This window comes from Pseudoalteromonas sp. A601 (genome assembly GCF_002165575.1).
Taxonomy (GTDB): domain Bacteria; phylum Pseudomonadota; class Gammaproteobacteria; order Enterobacterales; family Alteromonadaceae; genus Pseudoalteromonas.
Window position 1 is genome coordinate 129370 of the sequence record NZ_MXQF01000008.1, and the last position, 20895, is coordinate 150264.

Sequence of the window (20895 nt, forward strand, 5' to 3'; positions counted from 1 at the left end):
AGACCATTCGCTTTTTTTTATATACACTAAGTAAAGAAAAACAAAGCATAAAATAAACGTAGGAAAAAATATGGCCGCAACTAAACCAACAAAAATTTTATCTGTAAAAGATCAAATAGCTGAACAGCTACGTTCAGATATTATTTCTGGTGAGATGCCCCCACAAACTAAATTAAATGAAAAAGAATTAGCAGAACGCTTTGGCTTATCACGTGGCCCTATTCGTGATGTAATACTGCAATTGACGAAAGAAGGTTTATTGATTTCACGAAATAACTGTGGTGCATCAGTAAACAGCGTACTTGATCCTAAACTGCAAAAGTTAATGATCAAACTACGTAGAAGTATCGAAGAATATGCGGTTACAGAACTAAACGGCAACTTAACTGAGCAGAATATCGCAGACTTAGAAGATATATTAGCTTCGCTACAAGATGCCCTTGAACGTGAAGATTACACTGAAGTCACAAAAATCGATATATCGTTCCACCAATACTTAGTTTACCAAGCTGGTGGCGAAGAGCTGGTTAATATTTGGTATCCGTATGTTATGCGTATGCGCTTAAACTACAAGCGTATTACCTCAAGCTCTGAATGCGTTAACGAGCATCGCGCAATTCTTGAAGCCTTAAAAGCGCAAGACAGCGCCACTGCTATCAAAGCGATTAAACACAATATCAAGTAATGAAATAAATTTTATGCTGAATCAAAGCCGCTGCAAAGCGGCTTTTTTAGTTTTAAAGCCAACTAAACCCCTTTAAGTTATTATTCACAAAGAGATTATGAGGCGCTGCACTTAAGAGAAGACATTTTAAAGATAAATAGTAAAGCTGTGTCAGACCGCTTAGCACCAGTGGACGGTGATTACGCCGTTCTAACCAGCAAAAAATTGTTGGCTAAAATGTGAAGCGAACAGCCAGCTGTTTTTTGTTGTGATTCAATGAAACCGGACACTAATTTAGGTGTGACTTTAAGCTCTGCGACGCCTTCTATGCGGCAATTAATTGCTTTTGTTTTACCGTCGGACTGTGTTGCAACTTCAAAATAAATAGTATCGCCCACTTTAGGCTTGCGGCTCACGTGTTTAAGCGCTGAAATGTGTATAAAGGTGTCGTGTTCTAGGGTGTCTGATTTAATAAAACCAAAACCTTTATCGGTTTTCCACGACTTTAACAATCCTTTGTTCATGTATCCACCTGTTCTGCTTAAGCTGCGTATTACGCAAATTCCATTTAGGTAACATTTGTTATTATACGTTCCTAAATCATGACAGTGCAACCAAATATTCATATCGCGTTAATTTTTACGCTACACCTAATTAACTTAACCATTAAATTAAGCTTAAAAATAAACGCGCTAAAAACAGCTAAAACTCAACTTATTTTATTTATAATTTGCGGCCAAATGTCCTTTAATCCATATCAACCCATACCCACACAACCACTAGCTTAACAGATTGTTTACACTCGGTTTTGTCATTAGTTATTTCTATCTAAATCAACCGTTTTTAGTACGATTTTTCATTCGTTATTTACTTTATTTATCTATACAATCCACACCTTATTTTTACGCACGTATTTTAAGTGATTATTTCATGCTATTAACCGTTGTTTATATTATTGGTATTACCGCAGAAGCCATGACCGGCGCACTTAGCGCTGGGCGAATGAAAATGGATTGGTTTGGCGTAGTGCTGGTAGCCAGCGCCACGGCAATTGGCGGTGGCAGCATTCGAGATATTTTACTAGGCAATTACCCGCTTACCTGGGTACAGCACCCAGAGTATTTATTAATTACCTGTATTGCGGGTATTGTGACTACGTGGCTTGCTAAATGGGTAGTTAAATTTAAAGGCATATTTATGCGCTTAGATGCGCTGGGGCTTGCGGCATTTAGTATTATTGGCTGCCAAGTTGGGCTAAATATGGGCCTGCATTATGGTATTTGTGCAGTGGCTGCGGTTGTAACCGGTGTATTTGGTGGATTACTGCGAGATTTAATATGTCGCCAAGCACCTTTGGTATTGCATAACGAGCTTTACGCGAGTGTATCGTTACTTGTTGCTTGCTTATACTTAGCGCTGCACCATTATAATATTGATGACAACATCAGCATTATTGTAAGCCTTGTTGCGGGATACTTAATACGTATGGCGTCAATACGTTTTAAATGGCGCCTACCTACCTTTAGTTTATTAGAGCAGCACGCTAAATAACTTAGGCATTAATACAAATTAAGGCAGGTAAACAGCCTGCCTTAGATAATTTGTTGGGCATTATTTAATGACCACTTACATCGCTCAGCGCGGTTTTTAAGCCGCTGTTATTTTGCTTAAGGACGCTAAAACTGCCGTCGGTTTCTAGCACTACGGCGGCTACATCTTCTATGGCCAATATACCCGCGCCACGAATAGCGGCGCGAATTTCTGATTTAGTTACCCGCTGCGACTTAAGTGCAGCCGTGCAGTATTCACCATCACTTAGTAACAACGTGGGCTCTGCTTTTATAAGCGAAGCAAATTTAGAGGAGCGCACGCTTAGCCAAGTAATTAAGTATTGCAGCCCTATTAACACAACAAACGCGAGTATGCCCTCTAGCAGCGCCACACTTTTTGAAATAATCACCGAGGCTAAAATAGAACCCAGCGCAATGGTTACTATAAAGTCGAATACGTTCCATTTAGATAACGTACGCTTGCCCGATAGACGCAGCCAAAACACCAGCGCTACATAACCTAGTACACCAATTATAAGTACACGTATTAAACCCTGCATATCATCAAAAACATAATGACTCCTTTTCTATTTTAACGCTTAATGAAAGTGCTCATTACTTGCTTACATTTTTTAATTTATTGCTTAACCGTAGTTGTTGCGAGTGTGTTTAATACTTTGCTTATTTTTTTAGCAGCTGGGCAATTTTCTGCGTTATGGCGCTCAGCTATATAAGCAGGATCGTTGTAACTTAACCACACTTGCGATTGCGCGTCTTCCCATACCAGTGCTTTTAGCGGTAAATCGATACCTATTGTTTGAGCGCACTGCATTAATGGTGTTCCGCCTTTTGGGTTTCCAAAAGTAAGTACTTCTGTTGGGTTAAGCTCTTTATTTACTTTTTTAGCGCCTGCAGCATGGTCGATTCGTGCAAATATAGTAAGGCCTTTGCTTTTGGCTAGCTGTTCAAACTTATTCATGGTGGCTTTTGCACTTAATGGGCTTTTTACTGAAATTAGCCCCTCTACTGCGTTAGCATTTGTAATAACAAAGAGTAATGCGATTCCAAAAATAATGTTTAGTGTTTTCATACTTTCTCCTTTTAATATAAGTAACTAAAATTTACAATTTTAAAAGTTAAATCAAAGAGTTTCACTTTACTATATAAAATTTACTTCTTACACGTTGAGTTACTCTCGAATAACTTAAAGCGGTTTAAATTTATCTTACGGTTGATTATGATGGGTCAATAATTATTTATTCCGCTTTATAATTTTCAGTAAGGGTTACCATGTCTAGCTATAACGAATCCCCAGAGCAAATTGAACAAGCCACTAAAGGCTATGTTATGCAACAAACTATGTTGCGTATTAAAGATCCCAAGCCATCGCTTGAATTTTATGAAAACATATTAGGTATGAAGCTACTAGGTAAGTATGACTTCCCTGCGATGAAATTTACACTGTACTTTTTAGGTTATGAACAAGAGATGCCAAAAGGTGATGATAAAGAAAAGACCGAGTGGGTATTTGGCCGCCCTGCACTTATTGAGCTTACTCATAATTGGGGCACTGAAAACGATGATAGCTTTACCGGCTATGTAAGTGGTAATGAAGAACCCAAAGGTTTTGGCCATATTGGCATTAGCGTACCTGACGTGTACGCAGCGTGTGAGCGCTTTGCCAAGTTTGATGTAGAATTTGTTAAAAAACCAGATGATGGCTCGATGAAAGGCTTAGCTTTTATAAAAGACCCTGACGGTTATTGGATTGAAATACTCTCGCCTGAAGGGATTACTGAAATCATTCAAGCACAATAGTCAGTTTTAAATATGAAAAGCCTGCTCATGCAGGCTTTTATCTATATTTTTTAAAGTATAAGCTTAACGACGAAGTGCGTCTATGCGTGCATCAAGCGGTGGGTGAGATGAAAATAGCTCTGCCATACCTTTACCGCTTGCAATACCAAAGGCCATCATTGAGCCTTGTAATTGCGATGGGTGGTTTTGCTTTAATCGCTCAAGCGCTGAGCGCATTTTATCTGCACCTACCAAATGCGCTGCACCGTTATCGGCTGCAAATTCACGTTTACGGCTGTAATGCGCCACAACCACACTCGCTAACACGCCAAATAATACTTGGAATAACATGTCGAATAAGAAGTAAGTCCAGCTACTGCCGCCCTCTTCTTCATCGCTATTAATAAAGTTATCAACGATACCGGCCAATACTTTGGCAGCAAAAATAACAAAGGTATTAACCACACCTTGTATCAGCGTAAGGGTTACCATATCGCCATTAGCTACGTGCGATACTTCGTGGGCGAGTACAGCTTCTGCTTGATCTTGCGTCATGTTATGTAACAAACCAGTACTTACTGCCACCAGCGAATTATTTTTACTCGGACCTGTTGCAAATGCGTTCATTTCTGGGCTGTCGTATATGGCTACCTCAGGCATTTTTATACCGGCTTTTTTTGCTTGTTCAGCTACCGTATTTACTAGCCAATGCTCGGTTTCATTGCGTGGTTGCTGAATAACCTGCGCACCCGTTGATTTTTTTGCCATCCATTTCGACATATACAACGAAATAAACGAACCACCAAAACCAAATACCGTTGCAATCAGTAAGATTCCACCCAGACTACGATGGCTTAAGCCCAGCACACTCATTATTATTGAAAGTACAACACCTAATACCAACATAACCGCCAGGTTAGTTAATAAAAACAAAAATACACGTTTCATACATGTTCTCCAAAATAACGACTATTGCTAAGTGATTAACCTATTGTTGATCAGCCATAGCATCACTGACTAATGACATACTAGGTCATTAGCCAGCGCTATTCTGTGACAAACTATGTCATAAAGCAAGGGTTATTTATCACTTTAGGTAATAAATATTTTGGGGGATGAAATTAGCAATCATAAAAGCTAACTGCATGTTACCAAGTAATATTTCACTTGATTTAGAAAGATTCAGACAGATTTAGGCTGTTATTTATACCTGCCATCGCAACAGGAAATCCACGTTCTTTTGCGAGTACTTGCGCCATTTGAGTTATGTCTTCATTATTACTCTGTTTTAAGTAAGGCCATTGGTGATTGACTCGATGATGATTAATATCAGATTCACTGCCAACTAAGCCTAGTTGTGTAAATTCAGCAACAATTTCATCCGCAGCTGTGAGCGTTGATGAAGCCTTTACATTTTCTGCACGAGCATAGCTTAAGTGCGAATATAAACTCACATCGGCTACTCGCAGTGTATCGTCTTCTCCTGGAATTTGCTGACCACCAAACAGTACATTATTTTGTATATTTGCGCTTTTAAACGCAGGAACAAACTCAGCCACGTAATCAATGGCTTTTTGACTGCGCGCTTGTAGCGCTGCTTTATCCCAGCCTTCACTAATATAATTTATGTATTTATGTGGAAGCTTAGGCTGTGCACTATTAGCAGGTGTTTCAACAAGACCATCGTTAAATAATGTTATGGCATTGGTCATACCGTGTATTTGATAATAGCCATTAGGGTATGGCGTTAATTGTGCCATGCCTTGGGGTGTGCCGCGGTTACCATAAATAATAATTTCTGGCATTTGTCCACCAGCCCCCTGCCAATGAGAAATATACGACGCTTTAAACTCAACCATACGTTTAGTATCAACACCCACCATATCGTCGATTTCTCCGATTTGAAACCCACAGGCATTAATAAGGTAATCAACCTCAATGGTCTCACTGCTGTGGCTTTGATCTCTTTGGTATTCAATGTTCCACTTTATTGCTTGGTTTTTAGCATTTCCGTCTGGAATAACCTTTGTTACCTGTTTGACGTAAGTGTTTGTCAGTATCGTTGCATGTTCATATTGTGCAAGCGCAAGTTGCGCACTGGCTGATAAACGAAATATATTCCAGCCATACTCTTGGGCAACAATAAGTGGGTATTTAACTTTGTTTAAGTCTAAGTGTTTTGCAACAGGGATCATCCATTGCTCAAGTGTTTTGGGCTCAGTGACTTGCTGCCTTTTAGACAGTACAACCATTTGTTCGTAGCTGAAAAGCTGATAATAATCATCAGGCTCACCGAGTACTTGGTTATTGCTATCTTGCTTTATCAGCTCTTTGTAAACCTGCGTAAGCTTATCTAATCGAGGGAGTAAATCATCTGGTGAGTCGTCATCTCGTGTCGGCACGGCAAATACTGTAGGGCGTACATCTATTGTGTAAGGGTAAAGGCGTAAAATATCTATACACTGTTTTAGTAATTCTATGCAGTCTTCATCAGGGATTTCGCGATATAAATTTCCCCCTGCATGTAAATGGCACATAGGCGGGCCATCAATCAGTGAACTTTTTTTCTCAAAAACTGTGGTATATATACCCAATGCAGCTAATCTTATTGCTATTGTTGCCCCTGCAGTGCCTCCACCTAAAATACCCACCCGCGTTTTAGGCATAGCTTTTCTGTGTGCTTGAAAATCGGCTTTTGCGTGCGTATTTTGAGCATGGCCTTGAATAAAAGGGTGTGTCATGTTCGTTGTCGTTTCCGTAGTAACAATAGCAATGTAGTCATAGACTTAATATGTGTACTAAGGCAGGCTATTTCAAGATTTGCACTCCAGCATTTTGTCATTTAACACTTAAACATTGAGTGACAAGGTATTAAGTAAGGTTTTATATATTTGTAACTTAGGTGTTTGCTCACTATATGGGCTAATAGCAAGTATTGGGAACGGTAAACGTATTTTAAGTGAATCTAGGTTTGCCTGGTATTCATCCATCGTCGGGTCTACTTGATTAGCAATCCAGCCTACGCAGTTAATCCCCAAACTTTGCATATGGGCAGCGGTCAATAATGCATGATTTAAGCACCCTAACTTCATACCAACCACTAATATAACGGGTAGTTGCTCGGCTTTAACCCAATCGTAAAGGTAGTGGGTGTCATTAATTGGTAATGCCCAGCCACCAGCCCCTTCCGTGAGTAGGTATTCTGCTCCTTGTTGTTTAAGTGTAGTATACGCACTACTTAGCTTATCAAGCGTGATTGTCGCACCGACTTGTTCAGCTGCTATATGCGGGGCTATTGGCGGTACAAATGCAAAGGGATTGATTACATCATATTTAGCACTCACTGTTGCGCTTTCCATCAGCATCAATGCATCTGCATTGACCAGTTGATCAAAGGCCATTTCGCATCCAGCTGCTAGCGGCTTAAAACCGATGGCATTTTTTTTATGCTGAGCAAGTAGTTTTAATAGCAAGCTGGTAACGTGGGTTTTACCTGCATCAGTATCAGTACCAGTGATAAAAAATTGTTTCATAAATTTGTTACTCTTTTTGTAAACTCAACAACGCTACTTGGTAACTAACCGCAACCTGATTTGCTATCAATGGGTATTGTTCGCACACTTTTTTTAATGCTGACTTAGTCAGTAAACCTTGGCGTTTATTTTGGCTGTGTAAGTGTGTTGCCCCAATTGCTTTAATGGAACGTAACGCATGCAGAGGGCTTGGGTAAACGTCTTGGTAGCATTTTAATTCAGCATTCTTAATGATAAAACCAGTATTTTCAACAAATTGATTTATTTGTTCAAACGAATGAAATTCATTAACATGGGTTTGGTTATCAACAGCGCTAAACGCTGTTTTTATTTCGTTTAATGAACCATCGCACACGCAGCTTAAATATACCCGCCCACCCGGTTTTAATATTCGCATAACCTCATTAAGTAAATAGTCTAAATTAGCAGACCATTGCACAGCAAAGTTACTAAATAGTGCATCAACTGATGAAGACTGAAAAGGCAAAGCATCCATATCGCCACATATAGCAGTTTTACCTACATTGCTTTGTTTTAACATAGCGATACTTAAATCAAATGGTAATACGTAATCAAAATGCTTATTGAGCTTTACAAGATTAACCCCCGGCCCTGCACCTAAGTCTATACAGGTATGTGCATGCTGAGGATTAATTTTTTTAAATAATTCATTTGCGGCGCGCTTTTGCACGTTAGCATATAAAGCATAGTTAGTTACGGCCTGGGAAAACTTCGCGGCTGTTTTATTTTTTGCTAATGTATCGCCTTGCAAAGGCTGCAATATTTTATTGCGTAATAATGCACTCATAAACTATTAACCAGTTCATTAACGAGTCGTTCTATGTCATCACAATTATGACCGGCCGTGAGTGTAATTCGTAATCGCGCTGTATTAAATGGCACTGTTGGGGGGCGAATAGCACTGAGCCAAATACCAACTTGTTTTAACTTATTAGCCACGTGCAAGGTTTGCTCGGCGCAACCAAGTACAATGGGTTGGATTGCAGTAGATGATGGCATCAGTGCAATTTTGTGTTGTTTGGCGAGCGTTTTAAATTGATTAATATTAGCCACTAATTTTGCGCGTTGTTTATTACCGCACTCAGATGTGATGTGTTTTAACCTCGCCAATGTGTGCTGTGCAATGAGCGGTGACATACCAGTAGAGTAAATATAATCACGATTATATTGCAGCATATAATCAATCACTTCTTTACTTCCGAGCACACACGCTCCACTAGTTGCAGCGGCTTTACCAAATGTAATAACTAAAAGCTGGGGTTTAATTTTCTCGCAGCTTCCTAGTCCGTTCTCACCTAGCACACCAAACCCATGGGCGTCATCAATCATCAACCATGCATTATGCTGTTTAGCTATTGCAGCGAGCTCAGCTATGGGGGCTTTGTCGCCATCCATTGAGAACACCCCCTCACTGACAATTAATTTATTCGTCGCTTTTGATTTTTCAAGGCGTGATGTTAAGTGTTGCATGTCATTGTGGTTAAATCGCATCATCGCAGCGTGAGAACCTAAGCCACCGTCAAGTAAACTGGCGTGATTTAATTTGTCATGAAACATCACACTTTGCTGCGCAGCGTGTTTATCTTGAAATAGCGCTTTTAATACACTGCTATTAGCACTAAACCCGCTGTTAAATAATAGGGCCGACTCATAACCAAGCTTGCCACATAAAAATGCTTCCAACTCTTGTGCTGTACCAGTATACCCTGTTACAAGCGGTGAGCTATGACTGCCCAGCTGAGCACCCTCAATTTGCGCATCGAATTGAGCAAAGCCCAAGTAATCATTACTGGCAAAGTTGAGATACGTTTTACCATTGACTGTAATTTCACGTGCATTAGATTGGCTGACTAACTGTCGCTCACGCAACAGCGCATCTTCTTGGCGTTGTTGAAGATGCGTTTTAAGGTATGTAAAGGCCATTATGCTTCGTAGAACAGCTCAGACGTAGCTTTGTCTGCCACTTGTGAAATCAATGAGGCTTCATGTGCTTCATCTGAATAATCGTGGCGTTTTTCAGGGTTCATACCCAGCTTTTTAATTAGGTTCATATCGGCATCAGCTTCAGGGTTTTCTGTGGTAAGCAGTTTATCACCATAAAAAATTGAATTTGCGCCTGCAAAAAAGCACATTGATTGCATTTGTTCGTTCATCGCGTTGCGCCCTGCTGATAGACGCACATAGCTATGTGGCATCATAATACGCGCGGTGGCTATGGTGCGGATAAAATCAAAATGATCTAAGTCGTCAACATTTTCAAGTGGCGTACCTTTTACTTTAACCAACATATTAATAGGCACACTTTCTGGTTGCTGTGGTAAATTTGCCAGCCCCATTAATAAACCAAACCTGTCAGAAGCTTGCTCGCCCATGCCAACGATTCCGCCAGAACATACTTTCATACCTGCATCTCGCACATTTCCTATGGTGTCTAAGCGGTCTTGATATGTTCGTGTGGTAATAATTTGCTCGTAATATTCAGGCGATGTATCAAGGTTATGATTATAATAATCAAGGCCTGCATCGCGTAATGCATGGGCTTTGTCATTATCAAGCATGCCCAGTGTCATACATGTTTCAAGGCCGAGCTCTTTGACTTCTTTAACCATTTTAGAAATGTATGGCATGTCTCTGTCTTTTGGATCTGACCAAGCAGCGCCCATACAAAAACGGGTTGCGCCTTTTTCTTTTGCGACCCGAGCTTGCTCAACTACTTTTTCAACTTCAAGCAGGCGTTCACGTTCTAAATCTGTTTTGTAATGTCCTGATTGCGGGCAGTATTTACAGTCTTCTGGGCAGGCGCCTGTTTTAATAGAGAGCAGAGTCGATATTTGCACTTCATTCGGGTTAAAGTTAGCGCGATGAACTGACGCCGCTTTAAATAATAAATCATTAAATGGCATCTCAAAAAGTGCTTTTACCTCTTTGTGTGTCCAATCGTGGCGAACGGCTGCAAACTCCATAATTCTCTCTTTTTATTTTCATGACGGTGGATATTGGCTTAGTCTACGACTTGGCGTAACATTGTCAACGAACCGAAGCTCAAATAAGTTTACTAATGAACAAAAAACAAACGATAGACCTTGATTTTGATCGTCAGCACATTTGGCACCCCTATACATCTATGACGCAGCCTTTGCCGGTATATCCGGTAACCCACACTCAAGATAATAAAATATACTTAGCAACCGGTGAGTGTTTAATTGATGGTATGGCATCGTGGTGGAGTGCTATTCACGGCTACGGTCACCCTGTATTAAAAGCCGCTATGCATCACCAAATCGATACAATGAGTCATGTTATGTTTGGTGGTATTACCCATCAACCTGCTATTGAGCTATGTAAAAAGCTGGTAGCAATTACGCCAAATAGCTTACAAAAAGTATTCTTAGCAGATAGCGGCTCTGTAGCCGTTGAAGTTGCCATCAAAATGGCCTTACAGTATTGGTTAAGCCAAGGCATTACAACAAAGCAAAAACTCATGACTCCGCTTAAAGGCTATCACGGCGATACATTTGCTGCGATGAGTGTGTGCGACCCAATAAATTCAATGCATTCCTTATACAGCGGCTTTTTACCTGAGCATGTATTTATCCCAGCCCCTGTTAGTCAATTTGGCCAGACTTTTGATCACCATGAGGCACATCAATTAGCTAAGTACTTCGCAGCTCACCACCAAGATGTAGCAGCATTTATTATTGAGCCGATTGTGCAAAATGCTGGAGGCATGAACTTTTATCACCCAGAGTATTTAAAAACAGTTCGCCAATTATGTAGTAAGTATGACGTTTTATTAATTTGCGATGAAATAGCCACAGGATTTGGCCGTACAGGTAAAATGTTTGCCGTTGAGCATAGCCAAATTGAGCCTGATATAATGTGCATTGGTAAAGCACTTACTGGTGGCACAATGACTCTTTCAGCCACACTCACCACGGACAAAATTGCTATTGGTATAAGTGAAGGAGAAGCAGGTGTATTAATGCATGGCCCTACGTTTATGGGTAACCCACTGGCCTGTGCGGTCGCTTGTGCAAGCATTGACTTATTAATCGAACAAGATTGGGCAAAGCAGATTGCACTTTTAAACGATGCATTAAGCTCCTTGCACAGATGCACTGAGCTTGCTCAGGTCAAAAATGTACGTACGTTAGGCGCTATTGGAGTTGTTGAATTAACACATGCAGTGGACGTTGAAAAAATTCAAGCTTACTTTATCAGTCAAGGGGTATGGGTACGGCCATTTGGTAAACTTATTTACTTAATGCCACCGTATATCAGCACAAAAGCAGATATAAACACCCTCAGCAACGCTATTTATTGTGCGATAGAGGGAAGCCACTTTAAATAGCTTAAATTACCATGTTTGAATGGCTTACCATTCAAACATGTAAGCCATTTTGCTGATCATGCGAAGTGGAATATTATGTTCATTACGTTTTGCATATAAGTGTTGCATCGATTTATCTTTCACCTCGCCTACAATCACTTCTTTGACTTGATACCCAAGCGCTACTGCAGCTTGGCTATAGGCGATGAATTCCCATTTTTTTATATTGGTGTTATCTACAATAACCAAGGGAATTGACTGCGAAAGCGCATTTATAAAGCGCGCTAAATTTAAATTATGAAATTGTGATAATTTAAATTTATCAAACTTATACTCACCCTTCTCGTTGTAAAAATAATCGTCAGTTGAGCATATCAAGTATTGGCTTTGATCGCCCAGCACGAGCTCATCAGCAAGGTTTTGCGCATAATAAGACTTACCTGAGCCTGGTAGTCCGCGTAAAATAAAAACTTGTTTCATGGAACCTATAATTGTTAGTTGGTTAATTAGCTAGATTATCAAAAACCTATAATGCCACAAAAGCGACATTAATCGCATATTTAAGAGACATTAATTTACAATGGTGATTAATAATCCGCCGCTTTATAAAAAAATATCAAATTTCGACAAAAAAAGCATAAAGAAACGACAAAGAGTTGCATCCACATGTTTTTTTATTTTCCGTTCAAAGGTAAGATACATGGTTCAAGTGCAACAAAGCACACATTTATTAATGTAGGCAACTTATATCATTGGAGTGAAGATGAGCCACTTAGCGATTTCAGAGCTATTAAAAGGCAAGGTTGCGGTAGACAGCCAAGTAACAGTAAAAGGCTGGATCCGTACTCGCCGCGATTCAAAAGCAGGAATTTCATTTTTAGCCGTTCATGACGGTTCATGTTTTGACGCAATTCAAGCGGTAGTGCCTAATTCACTGAATAATTACGAAGAAGTGACCCGCTTAACAGCAAGCTGCTCTGTATCAGTCACTGGTGTACTGGTTAAATCTGAAGGCAAAGGTCAGTCATTCGAAATCCAAGCGAATAAGGTTGAAGTATTAGGTTGGGTAGAAAACCCAGACTCATACCCTATGGCTGCTAAACGCCATAGTATCGAATACCTACGTGAACACGCCCATTTACGCCCGCGTACTAACATTATTGGTGCCGTAACACGTGTACGTAACTGTTTAGCACAAGCTATTCACCGTTTTTATCACGAACAAGGTTTTTACTGGATCAGTACACCTATCATCACGGCAAGTGACTGTGAAGGTGCTGGTGAAATGTTCCGCGTGTCTACGCTTGATATGCAAAACTTGCCGCGTACAGATAAAGGCGATGTTGATTACAGCGAAGATTTCTTCGGTAAAGAAGCATTCCTTACAGTATCTGGTCAGTTAAATGGTGAGACCTATGCATCTGCGATGTCTAAGATTTATACATTCGGCCCTACTTTCCGCGCTGAAAACTCAAATACATCTCGCCACCTTGCTGAGTTTTGGATGGTTGAACCAGAGGTTGCGTTTGCAGATCTTGAAGATATTGCAAAGCTTGCTGAAAACATGCTGAAGTATGTATTTAAAGCCGTACTTGAAGAGCGCCGTGATGATATGGAATTTTTTGCACAACGTGTAGAAAAAACAGCTATATCGCGCTTAGAAGAGTTTGTTGAAAAAGACTTTGCTCAAGTTGATTACACTGACGCTGTTGAAATATTAAAAGCTTGCGGTAAGAAATTTGAATATGCCGTTGAATGGGGTGTAGATTTACAGTCTGAGCATGAACGTTACCTTGCAGAAGAACACTTTAAAGCACCGGTCGTTATTAAAAACTACCCGCGTGATATTAAAGCATTCTACATGCGTCAAAACGAAGACGGAAAAACGGTTGCTGCTATGGACGTCGTTGCACCTGGCATCGGTGAAATCATTGGTGGTTCACAACGTGAAGAACGCCTAGATGTACTTGATGCACGTTTAGACGAAATGGGTCTTAATAAAGAAGACTACAGCTGGTACCGCGACCTACGTAAATACGGTTCAGTGCCGCATTCAGGGTTTGGTCTAGGCTTTGAGCGTTTAGTTGCTTATGTAACAGGCATGGGCAATGTACGTGATGTTATCGCCTTCCCACGTACCAAAGGCAGTGCAACTTACTAAATAAGTAATTTGTTTATTTTAAAAACCAGCTCATTCAGCTGGTTTTTTTATATTCAAAATTCAGATTTAACCACACGGCTAATCAGCATGGTACAAAAAAGTCACCCTTAGGTGACTTTTAAAATAATCGCATAAACATCACTAACCAATAATTAAATCATCTTGCTGTAATAGCTTAGCCGTGTTTCCAACAATGTCTTCAACAGATAGTGCGTTTATCAGCTCAATACCTTCAGCTTGTTGCTGGGCGCTTAATGGTACATACGGTAAACGAAATACTGGGTTAACCGCCGCTGTCATCATCAATGCAGTGTTGATTGCAATTGGGTTAGGCTCACAGAATAACCAATTCATTAATGGCTGTAATGAACGATTGAGCTCAACGTTTTTTGTATCCATTAATTGGCGGAACAACCCTGGTATTAGGTTCGATGTGACTGAAATTACACCATGTGCTTTATAAATATGACGAGCATCATGAGCTTCATCATCATTACCTGACCAACATGCTATTCCTTGTTGCTCATAATGTTCGATACGTTCATTACCACCACACTCTTTAACACCAATAAAGTGCTCATGCTGAGCTAAAGGTTCAATAATATCGGGGGTCAAGTCTTGCCCTGTACGCCCTGCAACATTGTAAATAAATGCAGGTCCAATCGCCAACACTCGTTTAAAGTGCTCTTTAACACCCGCAATTGATGTACGACCATAATAAGGGTTAATTTGCAGCGCTGCATCCATACCGCTAGCAAAACCATACTCCGTTGCTTTTATTGCTTCACGGGTATTATTGCTTCCTGTATTACCTACAATAATTAATTTATCTGAATATTTATTAACGCTGTGCGCAATAAGCATCAAATGCTCTTCCCAATTCATTAACTGGCCTTCACCGGTTGTGCCGCCGACAACAATGCCATCAACGCCACCAGCAATTTGCTGCTCAACTAATTGATCATAGGTTGCAAGGTCAATTTCACCCGTTGATAAGTATGGGGTTTTAATTGCTGTGATAAGACTTGCTTGTTTAATTTGTTCTAGGCTGCGCATAAAAATATATTCTTAAAAAAACTTGCAGTATTTGTAACATAAATGAACTTATTTTGGGAGTTTTGCAAAGCCTAATTAATAAAATAACTTGTGTTATGACCGAGTGTAAGACAAAATAAAACAACTGTACAAATAAACAGTACTATTATTTTTTTACTTCGAGTATCAATTTATGCGTTTATCACGATTTTTAGCAACCCATTTTTATCACAGTGAAGAGCTTTGTCAGGCCCTAGCAATCGACGAAGACACGCTCTTACTATGGCAGGAGTCGGGACTATTTCCTAAACCCAGCTATTGCATTAAAAATCAGTTAAGTTGTAGCTCATATTCCGGCCTTTATGAATGTGAAGAGTACGACGACTATTACCCGCGCGGGTGTGTTAATTGGGGCCAAGGCTTAACAAAGCAAAAAATAACGTCATCAAGCCAAGCATTTAATTACTTTGCTCAGCAATATATGGCTGCACTGAATAAGCTTGCACAGCAAGGTTTTGAGTTTAACGAGGAACTATTTGGTAGTGAAGTTGAAGAACACCTGCAACAAGTATGGCAACAGTTTTTATGCAGTAAGTATGGTGTACTAACACAAAACGGCTTAATTGACGAAATAGCGGCTGTTGATATTGGCCGTTTAGTGGTAGACGACATCACTGAACTTCGCACTAAGGCGTGTCTTAATCAAGATGAACGCACACGGCTACATCCCGCCATGAAGTTATTAAACCGTGCATTGAGCCATGGTGCTGATCATGAAAAGCAACATACTCTGCGCTCGCGATATATTGATGCGCTCGTGCTCAAATACGACTTATCGGTAAAATAATTATTACCAAAAAATAGTAAAGCAAATAAAAGTGTATGGCGTTAAATCATGGTTACCTTTTATTTAAGATAAATTTACTCACTGTCACTTTGATTAACTCCTACTCTCCCTTAACTCTTGAGTACAACCAATAATCTAAGCTGACAAAACGGCCGCCGCCGGTAAAGAATAAACTGAGCAACATAACAAAATAAATTGCTGAGAATTCGATACCATTATTCAAAATAACGGGGGTTCCTGTTTCGTAAAGGTACTCTGGATAGCCATGTTCATTAACCAAGGTTTTAATTTTATCAATACGTTGCTGTGCCTCAAGAGAATTGGCTAAGCTGTCTTTTGCCCCAGGTATAGACAACCAATCTAATACTTGTGCTGCGCTCGTTTGTGGGTTTGTTGGTGTTATAGCAAACCAACCATTACCCCAATGCACTGTGGTTGCTGCGACAACCATAGTGAACATTAGTGGAATCGTAATAACGCGAGTAAATAAGCCAAGTAATAAAAACCATCCTCCTAAAAACTCACTCCAACCAGCTAAGAAGGCAAGTAAATCAGGAAACGGTAAACCTAAACCCCATTGCTCATTACCAAACCATGCAACTATATCTGGCGATGCTAGGAACAGCTCACTCAACCCTACTGAATCAACACTTAGGTTAAGTTTAGAATAGCCGGCAATAATCATCACTGGTGCGAGAATTAAGCGAAATAATAATGAAGGTATGCCATCCAATATAGCTAATTTTTTAATTGAATAGTTATAACTAGTGAGAAGTGTATTTATCATAGCGGTCGCGCCTTTTTAACTTGTACTAACAACAAGACCGCTATGAACGAGAGATTATTTCAGTTAAATTTTACGGGCAACCTGTAATGCTTCATAGATTGCGCGTTTAGCATCTATAGCGGCAGCCAACTTTGCACCACCAATTACATGCACCTTAGGGTTTTCACTAAGCGAACTCAACTCTTCATTATTTGAAACCTGCCCTATACAAGCAATTACAGTATCTACAGGTAAGACTTGCTCTTCTCCACTTACGCTAATAGTTAAGCCATGCTTATTGAAGCCTAAATATTGGCAATCAGCAATTTGTTTTACGCCATGTTGTTTAGCTACTTGGCGGTGGATCCAGCCGGTTGTTTTGCCTAAATCACTGCCAAAGCGCCCTGCACTTCGTTTGAGCATATACAATTGACGACTATCTTTGTGCGGCGATGGTTCACATTCAATACCCCATTGTGACTTAAACTCACTAATAGATTGCTCGCGTTTTTCTGTTAAAAAAGCGACCATATCAAAACCAATACCTCCAGCACCTAATATTGCAATTGATTTACCTAACTCTACTTCACCTCTGATCACTTCATCATAGGCATAAACACGCATACCATCAGTACATTCAAAGGAAGCTTCTCTAGGTCTTACCCCTGTTGCGAAAACAATATCATCGTAATCTTCTAGCATCTGCTGAGAATATGCTTTTCCTAGTTCAATTGTGACGTTCAAACGTTCAAGTTCATTTATAAAATAGGTCAGTGTATGGTTAAAGTCTTCTTTACCAGGGATACGCATTGCTAGGTTAAACTGCCCTCCCATGTCTGCCTTCTTATCAATAAGGGTTACTTGATGACCTTTTTGCGCTAAATAACAACTAGCAGATAGTCCTGCGGGTCCTGCTCCAACCACCAATACATTTTTTGTTTTATTAGTTTTGTGTAGTGGATAATCTAGCTCAAACCCGGCTTGTGGATTCACTAAACACGTTGCGCGTTTACCTTTAAATACATGATCCAAACAGCCTTGATTACAACCAATACAAATATTTATTTGCTTGCTTTGTTGGGTTTTATATTTATTAAAAAAGTCAGGATCAGCAAGTAATGGTCTTGCCATGGAGATCAAATCAGCCTCACCTGCATTTAAGATATCATTAGCTATATCGGGAGTATTAATTCTATTTACCGCGATTACAGGTAACTTAACAGCTTCTTTTAAACGTTTAGATGCTTCTTTAAACGCGCCTGCTGGAACCATGCTGGCAATGGTAGGTACCCTTGCTTCATGCCAACCAATACCTGTGTTTAATATGTCTACACCCGCTTGCTCTAAAGCTTTTGCTTGAATTACCACTTCATCAGGAGTCGAGCCATTAGGAATTAAATCAACCACTGATAACCTAAAAATAATTAAAAACTTATCACTCACTTTTTCACGTACAGATTTTACGGTGTCGATTGCTAATCGCATTCGATTTTCTAAACTGCCACCGTATTCATCAATCCGCTTGTTTGTATGAGGAGCCATGAATTCATTAATTAAGTAACCTTCTGAGCCCATGATTTCAACACCGTCGTAGCCTGCTTTTTCAGCAAGTTTTGCTGAGTGAGCAAAATCTTTGATGGTTTTTTTTATTGAGCCCAATGACATTGCTTTTGGCTTGTACGGATTAATAGGCGCTTTAATTGCACTCGGTGCTTGATTAAAGGGGTGATATGCATAACGCCCTGCGTGTAATAATTGTAAGCAAATTTTTCCGCCATGTTGATGCACAACATCGGTGTATGCTTTATGTTTGATCACATCATAAAAATTATTAAATGAAGACGATATAGGTGTTAATTTACCTCTTAGGTTAGGGCTGTAACCACCAGTAATGATCATACCTGTGCCGCCTTTCGCCCGTGCTTCGTAAAACGCTTTTAAACGCTTTCGATTGTGCCAACCTTCTTCAAGGCCTGTGTGCATCGAGCCCATAACTAAACGATTGCGTAATTGTGTGTGCTTTAATTGTAATTGTTGTTCTAACATTCTGTGCCCCAATCAACTGGTCTAACCTCTATACATTAGTGAATTCTGCTTGATTGGCAAGCAATAAGCAACAAATCAGGTAATAAATGTAAAATATGTCAATAAGTTTAGGTTAGTTTTGCCTTTCATAAATACTTAGTTACGATTTAACAGTTAAATTATTTTTTATTCTGAGCTAAGATAGTGCTAGTTATAAGCTGTACCAAATTAAGGATTTATTTTGATAGCAAAGGTATTTAAAGGACTTTGGACTGGGTTAAATTTTTCCCGCCGTTTAGTTCTCAATTTATTATTCGTATTACTTGTTATTCTTTTTATCGTTGCAATAACAAGTGATGAGGATGAAATTAAAGTTGCAGATACGTCTGTATTACGGTTAAACCTCAACGGACCAATCGTTGAAGAGAAAACCTATGTCGACCCTGTTGAAGCTGCGATTAATGATGCCACTATGGGTAACGAAGCTCCGGCTGAAATACTACTCGATGACATTATTGAAGTCATTGATCAAGCGTCTAAAGACGAGCGAATTAGCGTAATGCTGCTTGATCTTCAAAAAATGCCCAGTGCACACCTTAATAAGTTAAAACAAATCACTGACGCTATTGAACGTTTTAAAGCGCAAAATAAACAAGTTATTGCAACAGGTTATTATTACACCCAAGCGCAGTATTACATTGCCGCTCATGCTGATGAGATTGCTATGCACCCTTATGGTGGAGTAGCAATTGAAGGTTATGGCATGTACCCACTGTACTTTAAAGATGCCTTAGAAAAACTTGCCGTTACCCAACATATCTTCCGTGTTGGTACGTTCAAGTCAGCTGTTGAACCCTTTATTCGCAATGATATGTCTGATGCAGCAAAAGAAGCTAACCGTGTATGGTTAGGTGCTTTATGGCAAGAATATAAGCGTGATGTTGCAGCAGTACGCCCTTTTGATGAATCAAATTTTGATGAAACGATGGATGAGTTACTTACAAAAATGCAAGCGGTCAATGGTGACTCTGGTAAATACTCATTAGAAAATCAGTGGGTTGATTCATTAAAAACCAATCAGCAAATTCGTCAACAGTTAATTGATATTGTAGGCGCTGAAGAAACCGGTAAAACATTCAATCAAGTGTCGTTCCATGAATACTTATCGTTAGTTAAACCACCCATGGAGTTTGACAACCCAATTACGGAAAAAGTCGCTGTTGTTGTTGCTAAAGGAACTATTGTTGATGGTGAACGTAAAGCGGGTGAAATCGGTGGTGACTCAACGGCAGCCCTACTTCGTAAAGCACGCCTAGATGATAAAGTAAAAGCAGTGGTACTACGTATTGATTCAGGTGGCGGTAGCATGTTTGCATCTGAAGTTATTCGTGCCGAAGTACTTGCACTTAAAGCAGCTGGTAAGCCTGTTATTGCTTCAATGAGCTCTGTTGCGGCATCAGGAGGTTACTGGATTGCCTCTGCCGCTAATGAAATTTGGGCTGCACCAAGTACGATTACTGGATCTATTGGTGTATTTGGTAGTTTTATGACATTTGAAAACAGTATGGCTAAACTTGGCGTATATTCTGATGGTGTCGCGACCACTGAAATGGCTGGTTTATCAATCACTCGCCCACTAAACGAAAAAATGGCTCAGGTTATTCAACTTAGCGTTGAAGATGCTTACCGTCGCTTTTTAGATGTTGTGGCTGATGCACGTGACATGACACCTGAACAAGTTGATAGTATCGCACAAGGGCGTGTTTGGATTGCCTCACAAGCGCAAGAGCTTGGCTTAGTCGATAAGCTAGGTAACAAGCAAGATGCCATTGAAGCGGCCGCAGCTCTAGCAAAACTCGATTTTTATGAAGTCAAAACAATTAAACAAAGCTTAACACCACAAGAGCAGATGATGCAGGACATTTTTGGTAATGCCTCTGTTAAAGCATTTATTGGCAACTCAACCACCACACAAAGTGTGCTAGCGAGTCAAACAGATCTTAACTCTATCGTGAAAAAGTTAAGTACTGAGATCAATGATTTAAAAGATTATAATGATCCACAGAATATCTATTCTCGTTGTTTAGTGTGTAACGTTATTCAGTAAATTAGTCCTTCTCGACTGTACTCTATACCTACACAGGTTATACTAAGCCCAGTTTTTTT

Annotated in this window: 19 protein-coding genes and 1 pseudogene; 7 read left to right on the top strand and 13 right to left on the bottom strand. The window is 39.9% G+C overall.

The genetic code is table 11. The features are described from left to right. Positions 1–70: 70 nt before the first annotated feature. Positions 71–685, top strand: coding sequence for a GntR family transcriptional regulator (locus tag B5G52_RS08545; protein WP_087532248.1), 615 nt, complete (start codon positions 71–73; stop codon positions 683–685). Between the two features lie 284 nt (positions 686–969). Here the strand turns inward: B5G52_RS08545 and B5G52_RS08550 are convergent. Continuing rightward, positions 970–1188 (bottom strand): annotated as a pseudogene (locus B5G52_RS08550) (cold shock domain-containing protein); the annotation flags it as partial. Between the two features lie 406 nt (positions 1189–1594). Between B5G52_RS08550 and B5G52_RS08560 the strand changes: the two are divergent. Further along, entirely contained in the window at positions 1595–2215 is a 621-nt protein-coding gene (locus B5G52_RS08560; protein WP_087532250.1) for a trimeric intracellular cation channel family protein, read from the top strand. A 64-nt stretch (positions 2216–2279) separates the two neighbouring features. Here the strand turns inward: B5G52_RS08560 and B5G52_RS08565 are convergent, their stop codons facing one another. Together B5G52_RS08565 and B5G52_RS08570 are read right to left on the bottom strand one after the other, a co-directional pair. Then, positions 2280–2774, bottom strand: coding sequence for a DUF421 domain-containing protein (locus tag B5G52_RS08565; protein ID WP_087532251.1), 495 nt, complete (start codon positions 2772–2774; stop codon positions 2280–2282). Between the two features lie 77 nt (positions 2775–2851). Continuing rightward, entirely contained in the window at positions 2852–3304 is a 453-nt protein-coding gene (locus B5G52_RS08570) for a DUF302 domain-containing protein (protein ID WP_087532252.1), read from the bottom strand. 200 nt (positions 3305–3504) lie between these two features. On the opposite strand from B5G52_RS08570, the gene gloA reads away from it, so the two are divergent. Then, on the top strand, positions 3505–4032 hold the full coding sequence (gloA, locus tag B5G52_RS08575; RefSeq protein ID WP_087532253.1) for a lactoylglutathione lyase: 528 nt from the start codon (positions 3505–3507) through the stop codon (positions 4030–4032). 63 nt (positions 4033–4095) lie between these two features. Here gloA and htpX read toward each other — a convergent pair whose 3' ends face one another. The 6 genes from htpX to bioB form a co-directional block, all read right to left on the bottom strand. Continuing rightward, positions 4096–4959, bottom strand: coding sequence for a protease HtpX (gene htpX, locus B5G52_RS08580; protein ID WP_087532254.1), 864 nt, complete (start codon positions 4957–4959; stop codon positions 4096–4098). Between the two features lie 224 nt (positions 4960–5183). Next, entirely contained in the window at positions 5184–6752 is a 1569-nt protein-coding gene (locus B5G52_RS08585) for an FAD-dependent oxidoreductase (protein WP_087532255.1), read from the bottom strand. A 108-nt stretch (positions 6753–6860) separates the two neighbouring features. Further along, positions 6861–7544, bottom strand: a complete 684-nt coding sequence (bioD, locus tag B5G52_RS08590) for a dethiobiotin synthase (RefSeq protein ID WP_087532256.1) — start codon at positions 7542–7544, stop codon at positions 6861–6863. 7 nt (positions 7545–7551) lie between these two features. Then, entirely contained in the window at positions 7552–8352 is an 801-nt protein-coding gene (locus B5G52_RS08595) for a methyltransferase domain-containing protein (protein WP_087532257.1), read from the bottom strand. Beyond that, entirely contained in the window at positions 8349–9488 is a 1140-nt protein-coding gene (locus B5G52_RS08600) for an 8-amino-7-oxononanoate synthase (protein ID WP_087532258.1), read from the bottom strand. The genes B5G52_RS08595 and B5G52_RS08600 overlap by 4 nt, the downstream gene beginning before the upstream one ends. Then, on the bottom strand, positions 9488–10528 hold the full coding sequence (gene bioB, locus B5G52_RS08605) for a biotin synthase BioB (RefSeq protein WP_087532259.1): 1041 nt from the start codon (positions 10526–10528) through the stop codon (positions 9488–9490). Before bioB ends, B5G52_RS08600 begins: the two co-directional genes overlap by 1 nt. Positions 10529–10623: 95 nt before the next feature. Here bioB and bioA point away from each other — a divergent pair, with 95 nt between their 5' ends. Next, the gene (bioA, locus tag B5G52_RS08610) at positions 10624–11916 is read left to right on the top strand and encodes an adenosylmethionine--8-amino-7-oxononanoate transaminase (RefSeq protein WP_087532260.1); all 1293 of its coding nucleotides are present in this window, start codon (positions 10624–10626) and stop codon (positions 11914–11916) included. 24 nt (positions 11917–11940) lie between these two features. Here bioA and B5G52_RS08615 read toward each other — a convergent pair whose 3' ends face one another. After that, positions 11941–12375 carry an AAA family ATPase gene (locus B5G52_RS08615; protein WP_087532261.1) on the bottom strand — a complete coding sequence of 145 codons (435 nt, stop codon included), beginning with the start codon at positions 12373–12375 and terminating at the stop codon, positions 11941–11943. A 283-nt stretch (positions 12376–12658) separates the two neighbouring features. Between B5G52_RS08615 and asnS the strand changes: the two genes are divergently transcribed. After that, a complete protein-coding gene (gene asnS, locus B5G52_RS08620; RefSeq protein ID WP_087532262.1) occupies positions 12659–14056 on the top strand; it encodes an asparagine--tRNA ligase in 1398 nt (465 codons plus the stop codon). 141 nt (positions 14057–14197) lie between these two features. Here the strand turns inward: asnS and dapA are convergent, their stop codons facing one another. Continuing rightward, complete coding sequence (gene dapA, locus B5G52_RS08625; RefSeq protein WP_087532263.1) at positions 14198–15112, bottom strand: 4-hydroxy-tetrahydrodipicolinate synthase; 915 nt, start codon at positions 15110–15112, stop codon at positions 14198–14200. A gap of 172 nt (positions 15113–15284) precedes the next feature. Between dapA and B5G52_RS08630 the strand changes: the two genes are divergently transcribed. Next, on the top strand, positions 15285–15938 hold the full coding sequence (locus B5G52_RS08630; protein WP_087532264.1) for a DUF6058 family natural product biosynthesis protein: 654 nt from the start codon (positions 15285–15287) through the stop codon (positions 15936–15938). Positions 15939–16038: 100 nt separating this feature from the next. Here the strand turns inward: B5G52_RS08630 and B5G52_RS08635 are convergent, their stop codons facing one another. Beyond that, the gene (locus tag B5G52_RS08635) at positions 16039–16725 is read right to left on the bottom strand and encodes a DoxX family protein (protein ID WP_087532265.1); all 687 of its coding nucleotides are present in this window, start codon (positions 16723–16725) and stop codon (positions 16039–16041) included. A gap of 63 nt (positions 16726–16788) precedes the next feature. After that, a complete protein-coding gene (locus B5G52_RS08640) occupies positions 16789–18750 on the bottom strand; it encodes an FAD-dependent oxidoreductase (protein WP_087532266.1) in 1962 nt (653 codons plus the stop codon). 220 nt (positions 18751–18970) lie between these two features. Here B5G52_RS08640 and sppA point away from each other — a divergent pair, with 220 nt between their 5' ends. Continuing rightward, complete coding sequence (sppA, locus tag B5G52_RS08645; protein WP_087532267.1) at positions 18971–20836, top strand: signal peptide peptidase SppA; 1866 nt, start codon at positions 18971–18973, stop codon at positions 20834–20836. Positions 20837–20895: the final 59 nt, after the last annotated feature.

What these genes read in the sequence shown, in the direction of transcription:
- B5G52_RS08545 (WP_087532248.1), top strand. Translation starts at nt 71, where the DNA reads ATGGCCGCAACTAAACCAACAAAAATTTTATCTGTAAAAGATCAAATA.
- B5G52_RS08560 (WP_087532250.1), top strand. Translation starts at nt 1,595, where the DNA reads ATGCTATTAACCGTTGTTTATATTATTGGTATTACCGCAGAAGCCATG.
- B5G52_RS08565 (WP_087532251.1), bottom strand. Translation starts at nt 2,774, where the DNA reads ATGCAGGGTTTAATACGTGTACTTATAATTGGTGTACTAGGTTATGTA.
- B5G52_RS08570 (WP_087532252.1), bottom strand. Translation starts at nt 3,304, where the DNA reads ATGAAAACACTAAACATTATTTTTGGAATCGCATTACTCTTTGTTATT.
- gloA (WP_087532253.1), top strand. Translation starts at nt 3,505, where the DNA reads ATGTCTAGCTATAACGAATCCCCAGAGCAAATTGAACAAGCCACTAAA.
- htpX (WP_087532254.1), bottom strand. Translation starts at nt 4,959, where the DNA reads ATGAAACGTGTATTTTTGTTTTTATTAACTAACCTGGCGGTTATGTTG.
- B5G52_RS08585 (WP_087532255.1), bottom strand. Translation starts at nt 6,752, where the DNA reads ATGACACACCCTTTTATTCAAGGCCATGCTCAAAATACGCACGCAAAA.
- bioD (WP_087532256.1), bottom strand. Translation starts at nt 7,544, where the DNA reads ATGAAACAATTTTTTATCACTGGTACTGATACTGATGCAGGTAAAACC.
- B5G52_RS08595 (WP_087532257.1), bottom strand. Translation starts at nt 8,352, where the DNA reads ATGAGTGCATTATTACGCAATAAAATATTGCAGCCTTTGCAAGGCGAT.
- B5G52_RS08600 (WP_087532258.1), bottom strand. Translation starts at nt 9,488, where the DNA reads ATGGCCTTTACATACCTTAAAACGCATCTTCAACAACGCCAAGAAGAT.
- bioB (WP_087532259.1), bottom strand. Translation starts at nt 10,528, where the DNA reads ATGGAGTTTGCAGCCGTTCGCCACGATTGGACACACAAAGAGGTAAAA.
- bioA (WP_087532260.1), top strand. Translation starts at nt 10,624, where the DNA reads ATGAACAAAAAACAAACGATAGACCTTGATTTTGATCGTCAGCACATT.
- B5G52_RS08615 (WP_087532261.1), bottom strand. Translation starts at nt 12,375, where the DNA reads ATGAAACAAGTTTTTATTTTACGCGGACTACCAGGCTCAGGTAAGTCT.
- asnS (WP_087532262.1), top strand. Translation starts at nt 12,659, where the DNA reads ATGAGCCACTTAGCGATTTCAGAGCTATTAAAAGGCAAGGTTGCGGTA.
- dapA (WP_087532263.1), bottom strand. Translation starts at nt 15,112, where the DNA reads ATGCGCAGCCTAGAACAAATTAAACAAGCAAGTCTTATCACAGCAATT.
- B5G52_RS08630 (WP_087532264.1), top strand. Translation starts at nt 15,285, where the DNA reads ATGCGTTTATCACGATTTTTAGCAACCCATTTTTATCACAGTGAAGAG.
- B5G52_RS08635 (WP_087532265.1), bottom strand. Translation starts at nt 16,725, where the DNA reads ATGATAAATACACTTCTCACTAGTTATAACTATTCAATTAAAAAATTA.
- B5G52_RS08640 (WP_087532266.1), bottom strand. Translation starts at nt 18,750, where the DNA reads ATGTTAGAACAACAATTACAATTAAAGCACACACAATTACGCAATCGT.